16 protein-coding genes are annotated in these 14,154 nt (G+C 40.9%); 1 reads left to right on the top strand and 15 read right to left on the bottom strand.

What is annotated here, in order from left to right; translation table 11 throughout:
* Positions 1-35 precede the first annotated feature (35 nt).
* The 15 genes from nuoF to D3P12_RS03735 form a co-directional block, all read right to left on the bottom strand.
* A complete protein-coding gene (gene nuoF / locus D3P12_RS03805) occupies positions 36-1,388 on the bottom strand; it encodes an NADH-quinone oxidoreductase subunit NuoF (protein ID WP_118193749.1) in 1,353 nt (450 codons plus the stop codon).
* 8 nt (positions 1,389-1,396) lie between these two features.
* Positions 1,397-1,909: an NADH-quinone oxidoreductase subunit NuoE family protein gene (locus D3P12_RS03800; RefSeq protein ID WP_118193748.1), complete on the bottom strand. Its 513-nt coding sequence runs from the start codon at positions 1,907-1,909 to the stop codon at positions 1,397-1,399.
* Entirely contained in the window at positions 1,902-3,137 is a 1,236-nt protein-coding gene (locus D3P12_RS03795) for an NADH-quinone oxidoreductase subunit D (protein ID WP_205941054.1), read from the bottom strand. The genes D3P12_RS03800 and D3P12_RS03795 overlap by 8 nt, the downstream gene beginning before the upstream one ends.
* Before the next feature lie 11 nt (positions 3,138-3,148).
* Positions 3,149-3,652, bottom strand: a complete 504-nt coding sequence (locus tag D3P12_RS03790; protein WP_118193747.1) for an NADH-quinone oxidoreductase subunit C — start codon at positions 3,650-3,652, stop codon at positions 3,149-3,151.
* Positions 3,649-4,206: an NADH-quinone oxidoreductase subunit B gene (locus tag D3P12_RS03785; RefSeq protein WP_118193746.1), complete on the bottom strand. Its 558-nt coding sequence runs from the start codon at positions 4,204-4,206 to the stop codon at positions 3,649-3,651. Before D3P12_RS03785 ends, D3P12_RS03790 begins: the two co-directional genes overlap by 4 nt.
* Positions 4,207-4,237: 31 nt before the next feature.
* Positions 4,238-4,618, bottom strand: coding sequence for an NADH-quinone oxidoreductase subunit A (locus D3P12_RS03780; protein WP_118193745.1), 381 nt, complete (start codon positions 4,616-4,618; stop codon positions 4,238-4,240).
* A gap of 105 nt (positions 4,619-4,723) precedes the next feature.
* Positions 4,724-6,439 (bottom strand): tetratricopeptide repeat protein, encoded by a 1,716-nt coding sequence (locus tag D3P12_RS03775; RefSeq protein ID WP_157970247.1) that lies wholly within the window; start codon positions 6,437-6,439, stop codon positions 4,724-4,726.
* Positions 6,440-6,476: 37 nt separating this feature from the next.
* Complete coding sequence (locus D3P12_RS03770) at positions 6,477-7,400, bottom strand: PstS family phosphate ABC transporter substrate-binding protein (RefSeq protein ID WP_165438717.1); 924 nt, start codon at positions 7,398-7,400, stop codon at positions 6,477-6,479.
* Positions 7,401-7,483: 83 nt separating this feature from the next.
* The gene (locus tag D3P12_RS03765; RefSeq protein ID WP_118193742.1) at positions 7,484-7,726 is read right to left on the bottom strand and encodes a hypothetical protein; all 243 of its coding nucleotides are present in this window, start codon (positions 7,724-7,726) and stop codon (positions 7,484-7,486) included.
* Positions 7,727-8,563, bottom strand: coding sequence for an energy transducer TonB (locus tag D3P12_RS03760; protein WP_118193741.1), 837 nt, complete (start codon positions 8,561-8,563; stop codon positions 7,727-7,729).
* 26 nt (positions 8,564-8,589) lie between these two features.
* The gene (locus tag D3P12_RS03755; protein WP_118193740.1) at positions 8,590-9,147 is read right to left on the bottom strand and encodes an ExbD/TolR family protein; all 558 of its coding nucleotides are present in this window, start codon (positions 9,145-9,147) and stop codon (positions 8,590-8,592) included.
* Between the two features lie 23 nt (positions 9,148-9,170).
* Positions 9,171-9,785 (bottom strand): ExbD/TolR family protein, encoded by a 615-nt coding sequence (locus D3P12_RS03750; RefSeq protein WP_118193739.1) that lies wholly within the window; start codon positions 9,783-9,785, stop codon positions 9,171-9,173.
* A gap of 95 nt (positions 9,786-9,880) precedes the next feature.
* Entirely contained in the window at positions 9,881-10,714 is an 834-nt protein-coding gene (locus D3P12_RS03745; RefSeq protein WP_118193738.1) for a MotA/TolQ/ExbB proton channel family protein, read from the bottom strand.
* Positions 10,715-11,086: 372 nt separating this feature from the next.
* Entirely contained in the window at positions 11,087-11,434 is a 348-nt protein-coding gene (locus D3P12_RS03740) for a translation initiation factor (protein ID WP_118193737.1), read from the bottom strand.
* Between the two features lie 50 nt (positions 11,435-11,484).
* Positions 11,485-12,366, bottom strand: coding sequence for a diacylglycerol/lipid kinase family protein (locus D3P12_RS03735; protein ID WP_118193736.1), 882 nt, complete (start codon positions 12,364-12,366; stop codon positions 11,485-11,487).
* Positions 12,367-12,891: 525 nt separating this feature from the next.
* On the opposite strand from D3P12_RS03735, the gene metK reads away from it, so the two are divergent.
* Positions 12,892-14,145 (top strand): methionine adenosyltransferase, encoded by a 1,254-nt coding sequence (gene metK / locus D3P12_RS03730; protein ID WP_118193735.1) that lies wholly within the window; start codon positions 12,892-12,894, stop codon positions 14,143-14,145.
* Positions 14,146-14,154 lie beyond the last annotated feature (9 nt).

Below are 14,154 nucleotides of genomic sequence, written 5' to 3'. Positions count from 1 at the left end.
AGCCTATGTATTTAGCTATTAAATTCTTATTCTTTCTATTCGGCCGGACTTAATTCATCTGCATAGTGTGCCAAACCGAAATTACGGGTTTGCGACTCATCCGGATTACTAACATGCCATTCAAATTCGTCTCTAAAATGCCTGATCGCGCTGGCAACTGGCCAAGCAGCTGCATCACCTAATGGACAAATGGTATTTCCTTCTATGTTCTTAGCGACATTAACCAACAAGTCGATATCACTATATTTCCCCTTTCCATGCTCGATATTATATAACACTTTATCCATCCACCCCGTCCCTTCTCTGCACGGCGAACATTGTCCGCAACTCTCATGATGATAAAAACGAGTAAAGTTCCAGGTATTTCTCACAATACACTGGTCTTCATCAAAGGCAATAAAACCGCCTGACCCCAACATGGTTCCACTTTCGAAACCGCCATCGGCCAAAGATTCATAACTCATTAACCGTGCCTCCCCAGCCGCTGTTTTCAAGATAAGATTTGCAGGCAAGATCGGAACAGAAGAACCTCCCGCTACCACAGCTTTCAGGCGCTTCCCATTAGCTATCCCTCCACAATATTCGTCAGAATAAATAAATTCTTCAACAGGCAAGCCAAGCTCTATCTCATATACACCCGGCTTAGCTACATTGCCACCTGCTGAAATTAACTTTGTTCCTGTACTCCGACCAATACCTATTTTCGCATATTCAGCTCCACCCTCATTAATGATAGGAACAGTCGTAGCAATAGATTCGACATTATTGACAACAGTTGGTCGGTTATATAAACCTGCAACTGCAGGAAACGGAGGTTTGATCCTTGGGTTTCCTCTTTTCCCTTCCAATGACTCTAATAGAGCTGTTTCCTCCCCACATATATAAGCACCTCCACCTGGGTGCACATAAATTTCAAGATCATAGCCAGACCCTAAAATATCTTTCCCTAAAAACCCGTTTGCTTTCGCTTCAGCAATAGCATGTTCCAGAATACGAATCTGTGGCATCATTTCACCCCTCACATAGATATAAGATGTATTTGCCCCCAATGCATAGCTGGAAATAATCATGCCCTCGATGAGAATGTGAGGCTTGTAAGTCATCAGGTAACGATCTTTGAAGGTTCCCGGCTCAGATTCATCGGCATTGCAGACCAAATACCTGGGCACACCTTCAGGCTTTGCCAAAAAGCTCCATTTCATCCCTGTGGGAAAGCCTGCTCCACCTCTACCTCGCAAACCCGATGTTTTCACTTCTTCCACCACCTGGTCAGGGCTCATTGTTTTCAAAGCCTTTTCAACAGCACGATAGCCTCCCTTCTTCCGATAAACCTCGAAGGTGTTTATTCCCGGTTCATTAATATCTTCCAATAATATTTTACGTGCCATCTTTCCCTCTATTTATTTCTTAACTCATCGATTAACTGATCAACACTTTCTTCTGTTAAATTTTCATAATAAGTATACTCGGGTCCTATCTGCAATACTGGTCCCCCACCACACGCTGCTAAACATTCGACCCCCCTCCAGCTAAACATACCGTCTTCGGTCACTTCACCTTCTTTAACACCCAGACGCTGCTCAATGTGCTGCATAATTTTCTCTGCTCCCACCAAACAACATGGTCCTGTCCGGCACACATCTAACACATACCTACCAGAGGGTTTAAGCAAAAACATTGTATAGAACGTAGCTACTTCATACACCTCTATCGCTTGTATTCCCAAATAATCAGCCACCTTGTCCATCATCGGCGTACTGAGCCAATTATAAACAGCCTGTACCTCATGTAAAATCGGTAGCAGAGCAGATTTCTGCATCCCTTCAGGATATCGGGAAACAATTTCACCAAACCGAGCCAGTAGCTCATGTGGGAATTCAATTTCTTCAGTATTATTTACGCTAAGCATCTAATTCTCCTGCTATTACATTTAAACTACTCATATTTATAATCGCATCAGAAAGTAGCATTCCCCTACTCATCGGTGCGTACATCGAATAATTAATAAAAGACGGTCTACGGAAGTGCAACCGGTAGGGAGATCTCCCGCCATCATTAATTAAGTAAAAGCCCAACTCCCCGTTAGCTCCTTCAACCGCATGATAGACTTCCGACTTCGGAGTATCGACTTCACCCATAACAATTTTAAAATGGTAGATCAACGCCTCCATATTATTATAGACCTTCTCTTTCGGAGGCAAATAATACTCCGGTACATCTGCATGGAAAATACCAGCAGGTTCCTTTTCTATCTTATCGAGTGCTTGCTCTATAATCCGCATGCTTTGACGCATTTCCTCGTTACGGACCATATAGCGATCGTACACGTCGCCATTGGTGCCAACCGGAATTTCAAAGTCAAATTCCTCATAAGATGAATAAGGTTCCATAACCCTCACATCATAATCCAATCCGGTTGCTCGTAACAATGGCCCACTCCAGCTATAATCCAATGCGGTCGCTGTATCAACAGCCGCAACACCCGAAGTTCTCTCTATAAAAATGCGATTACGATCAAACAACTCAGTAAATTCGTCAAGTACAGGCGGAAAGCGCTTCAAGAAAGCACGTATCTTAGCAAATACAGATTCGTTAAAATCACGTTCAAAACCCCCGATTCTACCAATATTGGTTGTCAAACGCGAGCCACAGATCTCTTCATAAATCTCATAGATTTTTTCACGCTCATGCATAACGTATAAGAAGCCCGAAAAAGCACCTGTGTCTACACCTAATATACCGTTGCATATAATATGATCGGTGATGCGCGCAAGCTCCATGATGATTACACGCATATAATCAACACGTTTCGGCATCTCAATTTCCAACAGTTTTTCCACCGTCATATGCCACCCCATATTGTTAATTGGTGATGAACAGTAATTAAGCCTATCGGTCAATGGCGTAATTTGATAAAAAGGTCGGTGCTCAGCGATCTTTTCAAAAGCTCTATGAATGTATCCAATCGTCGAAACGCCGCTAACGATCCGTTCGCCATCCATTTGAAGAACATTCTGGAACACTCCATGCGTTGCAGGGTGTGTGGGACCCAAATTCAGGGTTATCAGTTCTTCTTGTGGGTCATTATCGGTAAGAACTGGTTTATTAGATGTAATTTTCGTTATCGGGTTGGCCATAGATTCTAAAATTAACGTCCGAAGAAATAATCTTTCTTATCTACGCGGTTAGGATCTTCCAGAGGATATTCTTTTCTCATCGGAAACACATCCATATCGTCTACATTAAGAATACGCTGCAGGTTTGGATGACCTTGAAAACGAACACCGAAGAAATCGTACGTTTCTCTTTCCATCCAGTCGGCTCCCTTCCAAAGAAGTGTTGCCGACGGAATTATCGGGTTTTGGCCGTCAATATAAACCTTGATCCTGACCCGTACATTGTGCACAAAACTATGAAGATGATAAACCACCGCAATAGATAATTCCTGTTCGGGGTAATGAACGGCCGTAATATCCGTCAAATAAATAAACTGGAGATCTTCGTCTTTCTTCAAGTATTCCAGTACTTCAATAATATTTGCCTTTTGAGTTTCTACAGTTAACAATCCGTACGGTTCTGTTTCATTACTGATCAGATCCCCAAACCTCTCCTGCAACCGAGAAAAAAGTACCTTGTTATCTAGTTTGCTCATTTCTCAATCAAAGTTTGAATTCCATATCGCTCTAAAAGAGCTTTATATTCCGGCGAGTTTCTTCTATTTAGTGATTCATTCTTCACAATCTCCTGAAGCTGCATAATTCCGTCCAAAATAGCCTCTGGTCTTGGTGGGCACCCAGGCACATATACATCAACAGGAATAATTTCATCGATACCCTGCAATACAGAATAGGTATCAAAAATACCGCCACTGCTAGCGCATGCCCCTACCGCAATGACCCAACGAGGCTCGGCCATCTGCGTATACACCTGCTTCAGTACCGGCGCCATCTTTTTTGCAATGGTACCCATAACCAAAAGCATATCCGACTGCCGGGGCGAGAAACTCGGCCTTTCCGCTCCGAAACGTGCCAGATCATAGTCTGCCCCCATCGTCGCCATAAACTCAATACCACAACAAGACGTGGCAAAAGGCAAAGGCCATAAGGAATTAGCTCTTGCCAGACCGATTACTTTATCCAATGATGTGGCAAAAAAACCAGCCCCTTCTACGCCTGGTGGCGGCGATCCTAACTTGATATCACTCATTCTGTTTCCTTTCTTCTAAAAAGCCACAAAGCTATTCATCCCAATTTAGCGCTTTCTTCTTAATTACGTAGATAAATCCAAGTAACAATAACCCCATGAAAACGAACATCTCGATAAGTCCGTTTATCCCAAACTCTCTGAAATTAACAGCCCACGGGTACATAAAGATTACCTCGATATCAAAGATCACGAATAAGATCGCAACCATGAAATATTTAATTGAAAAGGGTTGCCGAGCGTTACCGATCACTTCCACGCCAGATTCAAAAGCTGACAACTTATTTTCTGTACGGACCTTCGGCCCGATCAAATGCGTAGCAACGATGGTTGTGATACCAAATCCGGCAGCGACAATGATTTGAAAAAGAATCGGCAGGTAATTCGCAGACGTACTTACAACCTCATTTTCCATAATAATTTCCCAGATAAATAGTTACGGTCAAATATACATATTTTTATGAAAAAAGCGCCAACAACCTAAGTTACTGACGCTTTTCTCATTAGCTAAAATTCTGTCTTATTGTGCTGGTGCCTGAGACGGCTGCAAGTTTTCCAACGCTTGAGCAGCGTACTCATTTGCAGGGTCTAGCTCCAACGTACTTCTGAAGTTTTCACGAGCCTTCTCATAGTCGCCGCTCATTGAATAGAATGCTCCATTTACATTGTAAGCTTCAACCATTGCCTGTTTATTTTGATTTACAGCGTCTTGACCTTTTTCGGTTACCACCTCAATATATTTCTCATAATGCGGAACAAATAACCCTTCTGGAGACTCTGCATCATCTAATAGACGTGTTGCTTTGGCGCGGTATAGATAAGCCGCTTCAGTTGTTGGTACTTCTTCTGTTACCTTCGCAAAGGCAGCGTCAGCTTTCTCTAATAATTCCTTTTCAGGTTTAACCTCATCATTGATACGAGTAACGTAATCAAAATAATTTGCATAACCTAAATAAAATAGATCCACCACATAGTTCTTCGATTCTGGATTCAATGTCGCTACTTCGAACACTTTAGCTGCAGCTCCATATTGACCAGCTTTGAATATCTCCATACCGATCTCGTTCAAGTCTTCCGCGATTAACGAATCAGACTTCACAGATTTTTCTAAATTCTGAACCGCTTCATTAACTAAAGTTTCATCCATGGTTTTGGAAACCGTATCAGTTGCTAAACGCAAATCTGCTAAACCTAAGAACATATAGTCACGCGCAATTAAACGCTCCGGTTCAACTTTTGACATGAACTCTTCAAGTCCGCGTTTACTCTCCGCATAATTGCCATTTTCATAAGCAGCGTAACCCAAATAACGCAAGATACGAGGGTTCATTTTATCAATTTTCGCCATTTCATTGGCCTGAACCTCTAGGGTCTCATAATCCTTCGCTAAAATCAAGAAGTCAGCATAACGCATACGTGAGTCTAACGAATAATCCGTTAGGTCCATATACTTTTTATAGTGCTCCAATGCCTCTTTCAGTTTTGCATCGTAATCCTCTACGGTTGTTGACCGTCTTGACCATAAGTAGTATGTTTCCGCCAACTCACGATAAGTCGGTGCAAATTCAGGATGTTGTGCGGCAATTTCTTTCAACGCTGTAGATGCTTCTTGAAAAGCATATGCCTCTTTACTGATCACCGCCATCTGTACTTGTGCGTTAATAAGGGAATTATCCAAATCAACGGCATCACGATAGTTAACAAACGCGTTACTATTATCCCCCAATCCAAAATACGCATTCCCTAACTGCAACGAAACTTCCGCGTCTTCGTCCTCTTTTTCTTTTGCTTTATTTAGATATTCAATCGCTTTATTGTAATCAGGTTTCTCTCCTCTTAAATAAGCCTTTCCAATCTCAAGTAACTCTTCATAATCCCTTCTTTTAATACTGCTCTCTACATCTTTGAAAGTAGCATCAGCCGCTGTCGCATCCCCATTCAAGAACTGAATGGCTCCGATACCAACGTTGTTAATGGCATTTTTCGAATCAGCAGCAAGCCCTTGGTCAAATACCGTTTTCGCAGAATCCAAATAACCAGAAGTCAGATAAATTGTTCCTAAATAGTAATAATTATCCCCATCCTTGCTCTTCGTCTGCACCAAATTCTCTAAAATACTTTTGGCTTCAGCGTACTGCTCTTCTTTAATAGCAGTTTTCGCGTCATCCAAGCTCTGAGCAAAGGCACCCGAAGCTACAAAAGACAGAGCTAAACCTATGTTTATTGCTTTCTTCATTTTCATTCTAATTCTTATTCAATTAATTTAAATTTATTTATTCTATAATGTTAATCTCTCGAGGAGGGATACTATCGGGCATTAAACCCGACTTCAGGACAATTCTCTGTCCTCTCTCCCCGGTCAAAAAAGCCGAGAAACCTAGTCCCAGCCCTTTAATGCCCTGACAGTTGATAATATACAAATCACGAGCCAAAGGATAGGTACCAAGGGCCAGGTTCGTTTGTGAAGGTTTGTAAAAATCATCGTCGCCTTTACTACCTGTCTGATTTTTAACCCCTAATATCTTTACCCCTTCAACAAAATCTTTCAGCTCTGGATCTGGTTGAAAAATCCAATTAATACCAATTACACCGATCGCATGTGTATTTTCATACACATATCGAATCACATCAGCGTTGGAACTCAACGCATAAACCCCATCCTCCGGTAGCTGATCAATACCGGCTAACTCCTGCAAGTACCTTACAGTACTAGAATTTGGATTATCAAACACCAAAGTACTCAAATCAGTGTCTTCACCGCGGAGTTTCTTGATTATGTCGTCGACATGAACGGTAGAATCATTACTGCTTCTGTTAGCAATCAAGGCAACACCGTCTGTCGCAAACCTCGCCTCCCGGGGTATAATTTTTTTCGCTTCAAAGAACTTCCGCTCGTCTTCAGTCAGCTTTCTCGCAAGAACAGCGACTTTCACCGAGTCATTTAATAACGAATTAACAGCGCGCTTCTCGGGCTCACTTTTCAACGTAATATCTGCATCAACATATGTGTGTTCGAAAACAATCATCTGATCTTCGACAATGGGTTCAAGACTTTCATCCACCACCATCGTCAACCTGCCCGTTAGAATCGTGTGCACCTCCTTTTTATCTTTTTGTGGAGATTGACTACAGCTAACTATGGCCAAACAAATGACAAACGCCACTAACAAATATGCATTTTTTTTTATGAAGTTCAAGGACACAAGCTAAAATTTTAGTGATTAATTAACATTATTTAACATAGATGCATCTTTACTGCGAAATCCATAAAATTAATTATTTATAGCTCATTAACACGATTGCTCCATAGTCGGGCAAAGCGGAGAAAGGAATAGACAATTAAAACTACCCCAAAAAGTATACGGTAGGTGCTGTCCATCTCGATTGGGAAGTCGGACCAGAAGATAATGATCAAACCCAATACAAAGTACAGGGCGAACATGAATAGCCCTAAAAGTGACAGAAATCGCTTTGCGGGCGATTTCTGTCTTCTATCATTATGAATATTATTTCTATTCAACATTTATTGTGCTGCCAAATTCAACTGGATCGGCAAGGTAAACTGTACACGTACCGGACGGCCATTCTGAATACCTGGCTTCCATTTAGGAGCTTTCTTCAGCATTCTTACAGCTTCTTCACCAGTTCCGTATTTCAAGTCTCGAAGAATCTTGATATCAGTTAATGATCCATCTTTCTCCACAACGAACTGCAAAAGAACACGTCCGTTTACACCCTGCTCTTGTGCTTGTGGCGGGTAATTATAATTGTTTGCCACATACTTATAAAAGGCTTCCATTCCACCTTGTGGTGTTGGCGCTACCTCTACCGAAGTAAACACCTGGTTTGATTCAACTGCTTCAGTTACTTCCTGATCTTTCGGACCGTCACCCACAGGTAAATCAATCCGGATATCTGCGGTTGGATCCCCGGCCAATGTTTTTGGTCCCGGGTCAGCCTTCTTCAAATCTTCCACGGTCGGAGGCTCCTCATCACGAACCTCTTCAGCCTTAACTACCACTGGAGGTGGCATACGCACCTGATCTACACGCGGTGGAGGTGGTTCAACAGGAGGAGGTGGCGGAGGTGGTTCCTCTTCGTTTACCGGAGGCGGTTCTGAAAGAACAACCTCGGTTTCTATAATACGCTCGGTTTCCACAACCTCATCACCCTTGATGTATTGCAATATTATCGGCATGCTTACTGCAATTGTAAATAATACTACACCAATAAATAAGGCTTTGGTGGTGTTTGAATCCGCTGTTTTTCGCAAATCATATGCCCCATAGGCCTGATTCCGACCAGCGAATACTACGTCGAGCCACTCTTTTTTAAATATGTCTAATTTAGACCCTAACATGCTTTTTTATTTAATGGTAAAACCTATTATTCATTGTATATGGCTTGATTCTCTAACAAAGCTATTTCAGCCTCACCAATATCACCAATCATATACTGCGTCGCATTTACGATTTTCATCTCATCAAGGATGTCCACAAGGTTCTTATAGTTAGATCGATCGCTCGGTCTAATGATTACGATTAATCCTTTTTCAGGATCACCCGTAATTTGTGGAACCTCTTTGATCTTTTCCAGAAGTATCGGTCTGATACCATTTTTCCCATAATCAACCACTTCAGGACCTTGAATAGGAGATTCTAACAATCCCATATAATAGGCGATCTTATCATCACTTCCCAGTAAAACGGTCAGCGTTCTATTATCAGCCACATCCAGTTGATCTTCCTGATTCTCTTTGTTTTTATCCGGCATTGCGACATCCATCGCGTACGGCTTGGAGATGGAGGTGGTCAACATAAAGAAGGTAATCAATAAGAAAGCCAAATCCACCATCGCGGTCAAATCTACACGACCACCAGCTTTCTTTGACCGTATCTTACCGCCCTTTTTGCCTCCACCGTCACCGGTATTTAATTCTGCCATTTGCTATATCTTTAATATGGTTACTATTCAGCTACACGTAAACTCGTGATCAAACTGAATTTATTTAACTTCTGATCCTGAAGAATATCAATCACCTTCTTAACAGCCGGATACTCTTCCTCCTTATCTCCTTTTATAGCTATACGCATTTGCTTATCGTTGATTTCAGCGGTCGCTCTACGCGCGGCTAAAATCCACTCTTTCAATTGATTGTCAGCTGAATCGGCAGGAATACCCTGCTGAATACCTGATTCAATCCGCTGCGTATTATCCATTGCGATCAACTGTTTCAACTGGCTCAGCGGCACACCAAAGCCATCGATCAAAGAGAAGCGCTGCTTTTCCTCGTCTGAAAAAGTCATTCCGTACTGCTCAGCCATACGATCCAACATATTCATACGAACATTAGGACCGGTAACGCTGAAGAACAACTTACCGCCATCACCCACAGTAATGATCCCCAAATCTGTATCAGGAACCTTAATCTGTACAGTTGACGCTGGCATATCGACCGGCATCGGCTCTGGCTGACGGGCAGTTGCTGTTAAAATAAAGAACGTTAACAGCAGGAAAGACACATCACACATAGCCGTCATGTCTATCGTGGTACTGTTTCTTTTTACTTTTATCTTACCCATTGCTTCATTTTATTATTCGTTTTTAAACTAAGTGTTTTAATTAATAGATGATCAAACCCAGACGATTCCATAAATCATCTGATTTTTTTCAAAAATTAATTATGGGTTGAAGCGTAAGTTTGTACAATTGAGAAACCAGCCTCATCAATCGAGTAGGTTAATTTATCAATCTTAGAAGTAAATACATTGTACATTACAATCGCAATGGTAGACGTAAAGATACCTGTTGCTGTGTTGATCAAAGCCTCAGAAATACCATTCGCCAACTGCGCCTGGTCAGGAGCACCGCCGGTTGCTAAAGCCGAGAATGCTTTAATCATACCAGTTACCGTACCCAATAGACCAGTCAGCGTACCAATCGATACCAACGTTGCGATAACGGTCATGTTTTTCTCTAACATCGGCATTTCCAATGCAGTTGCTTCTTCAATTTCCTTTTGAATAGCAATGGTTGCTTGCTCAGGATTAACACGGGTATCTGCAGAAGCTTCTTTGTACTTCAATAATCCTGATTTAATCACATTCGCTACAGATCCTTGTTGTTTGTCACATTCAGCGATTGCAGAATCGATGTTTCCAGAAGACAGGAACCCTTGGATACGAGTTACGAAAGCATCTACATTCCCTTTTCCAGCAGCTCTGCTAATTACAAAGAACCGCTCAATCGAGAACACAATAGTCATAAGGAGTAAGCCCAATAGTACTGGCACAACAACACCAGCTTTGTATACCATTCCAAAGTAATCACCCGGAAGTGGCTGTCCATTTTCTGGATCGCCTCCCTCAAAGTGAATAGGATTACCCATTACTAACTTCCAAACAAGATATCCGATAACAAAACAGATAATGATTGCTAAACTTGCAAAAACGTTTGAACCCGAAGAGCTACTTTGCTTTTTTGCAGTGTTTGGTTTTGGTGCATTTGCCATTTTCTTAAATTTTAGTTTTTAGTTTTAATGATTTATGTTAATTAGTTCAATTGTTTACTCTCCAATTTCTAGTAAAGCTTAAGCAAACTTAAGATTTTACAAAATAAAAACAAATAAAGTTTTTTCGATAGTTATCCCTTTTATTCGGCGTGCAACAGCGGCATCAACGCCGAAATTAAAATTGTTGATCTTATACAAATTCCTCAACTTTTCTTAACAATATTTTACAATAGAAACTATTTTTTTTTGATTATGCAAGTTTTTAATCCAAAAAAATACAAAAGGAACCAAGACAAAGATTCAAATTTATTCCTTTTTTTCTTTATTTGTTTGCTATAAACTATTAACCTACAAGCCTATAATTTTCACAATTTAACCTCCAGATTGCTTTGCCCGGTAACCTTGTGCTTCGAGCAGTTCTAAAACGCGTTTTCTAAAATCTCCTTGTATCAGAATAGTCCCATCTTTAACTGTTCCCCCTACTCCGCATTTCTGTTTCAAAACCTTTCCAAGCTCCTCTAAATCATCGCTTTCACCAACAAATCCGGTAACTAAAGTCACGGCTTTGCCCCCGCGTTGTTTCTTATCGAGCATCACGCGTAGGTTTTGTTGCCGCGGAGGAAGTGTCTGTTCAACATCCGGGGTTTCCTCTTGATAATCAAAAGAAGGGTCAGTGGAGTAAACCACCCCCGTATATTGTTTTTTCTTATTCTTTGCCATCTCGTTTCATTTAAATCTAATTCATTCTTATGCTTTGAGACCGAAATATACTAATAAATAATATATAGAGAGTCTGGCAATATCGTGCAACGCAGTTCTTTGCCCAGATAAATCGGCTGACCATCTACATGGACATGACCCTCTTTTTCTCGTTTTATTAAAATTTCCTTACCTCGAATTATATCGACAAAACCTGACTTATCAGTTGTCCGGTTGAACAAATGAAAGAGCATTTTAGGTAAAAGAAAGAGCGGAAATGGCTTAACAATGCAAACATCCAGCAAGCCGTCGCTAACCGAGGCATTTGGTGAGACATAAGCATTATTACCATATTGCGGTGAATTAGCCAGACTAATCATAAAAGCCTCTTCTTCGTAATTTTTCCCGTCGATTATAAATTGATAATTCTCAGCTTTATAATTTCCTATCTCGGAAACGACTGTTTTCATGTATCCGAAAGGGCCTCTTATACTATCCTTATCAAAACGGTCACTGATAACAGCGTCAAAACCTATACCCGCCATATTGAAAAAATAATGGTCGTTTAATTTGCCACTATCTATTTGTTTGACTCGAAACTTATTCAGCAGCAAAACAGCCTCTTTCATGACCATGGGGATCTCAAGATAACCGGCCAAGCCATTGCCTGACCCTTCCGGAATGATACCCAAAACAACGGAAGTATTAACCAGCGTCCGGGCAACTTCATTAATGGTCCCATCACCTCCGACAGCCACAACAACATCATAATTGCTTTCAATCGCCTCTTGAGCTAATTCGACAGCGTGATCCGGCTTTTCTGTAAAGCGGTATCGCGCATCGAATATATCAGTATCAAGAAACTGAGCCGATCGTTTTTCGAAATTACTCTTCTCTTTGCCACCAGAAATGGGGTTGATGATGAATAATAGCTTTTTTCTCTTCTTAACCATCTATCAAATACTCTTACCTACAAAACTAAGTAAACAAAAGACTTATTCGTACAATTCATAAAAATATAACATTGTGATAGGATACTAAATATAAACAGTGATTGTACTGTTATTAAACAGTAGTCAAACAGTAGTTATACAGTCCTTTTATCACTGTCTGACCACAGTTAGAGGACTGTTTGACCACTGTTTAACCACTGTTTGTCTAAACTAGAATAATTCGTGATTATGGTGCTGGCCGAAACAATGCAGATGCTATACTATACATTCCTTCAATTGTTTCGACCCGAAATGATCGGAGATCACTGTAGAAAAATAAATAAGCCTGATAAAAAATGATAATTGAAAAATTATTGTACTTTTGTGATAAGATAGAAAGTGGATTGATTTGCTTATCCGATAGGGTCAAAAGATTGCAACCACGATAAAAAAGTGCTAAAACCTACCTCGTTTGTTTTAATACTTCTATTGTAAGCGATCAATCCTTATTAAAGTTTTATGTATTACGGTTAAATTTGAATTAATATGCCTTATTTATTCACTTCTGAATCTGTATCTGAAGGACACCCAGATAAAATTGCGGATCAAATATCGGATGCGCTAATTGATAATTTTTTGGCTTGGGACCCTGATTCAAGAGTTGCTGTCGAAACATTGGTAACAACCGGACAGGTGGTTTTGGCCGGAGAAGTTAAATCCGTTACCTATTTGGATATCCCACAGATCACCAGGGATGTTATCCAGCGTATTGGCTATACGAAATCAGACTATATGTTTGAAGCAAATTCATGTGGGATTCTCTCGGCCATACACGAACAGTCCGCTGATATTCACCAAGGTGTTAACAGAGCGAATAAAGAAGACCAGGGAGCTGGTGATCAGGGCATTATGTTTGGTTATGCTAATAACGAAACGGAAAATTATATGCCGCTGGCACTTGATTTATCTCATAAATTATTGATCGAACTAGCTAAATTGCGAAGAGAAAACCAAGATATCACGTACCTAAGGCCGGATGCAAAGTCTCAGGTGACTATCGAGTATGATGATGACCACAAACCATTACGCATTGACGCAATCGTGATTTCTACACAGCATGATGAGTTTGATACGGAATCGGCTATGTTAGAAAAAATCGAAAAGGACATTATCAATATTTTAATTCCACGAGTTAAAAAGAACCTGAAACCTGAATTACAAGAACTATTTACGAATGATATTAAATATCATATCAACCCGACCGGAAAATTCGTAATCGGCGGGCCACACGGTGATACGGGACTTACCGGAAGAAAAATCATCGTTGATACCTATGGTGGTAAGGGTGGCCATGGTGGTGGCGCTTTTTCTGGGAAAGACCCATCTAAAGTAGATCGGTCAGGGGCATATGCTACCCGTCATATTGCAAAAAACCTGGTAGCAGCTGGTGTAGCTGACGAAATATTAGTGCAGGTGTCTTATGCCATTGGCGTGAAAAACCCGATGGGTATATATGTGAACACATACGGGACATCTAAATTGGGTATTAGTGATAGTGCGATCGCGAAAAAGATTGAGGAGATGTTTGACATGACCCCTTACGGTATTGAGTGCCGCTTGGGTCTGCGCAACCCTATCTATTCTGAAACTGCGGCATACGGACACATGGGTAGGGAGCCTAAATTTGTAAAAAAATCATTCAAAAATACACTTGGAGAAGAAAAGACAGTTGAAGTAGAGCTGTTTACGTGGGAAAAGCTTGATTATGTAGAAAAAATCAAAGCAGCATTTGGTATTTAAAATTGTCAA

It is taken from the genome of Pedobacter indicus (genome assembly GCF_003449035.1).
Taxonomy (GTDB): Bacteria; Bacteroidota; Bacteroidia; order Sphingobacteriales; family Sphingobacteriaceae; genus Albibacterium; species Albibacterium indicum.
This window is presented reverse-complemented; position numbering and strand designations above follow the sequence as displayed.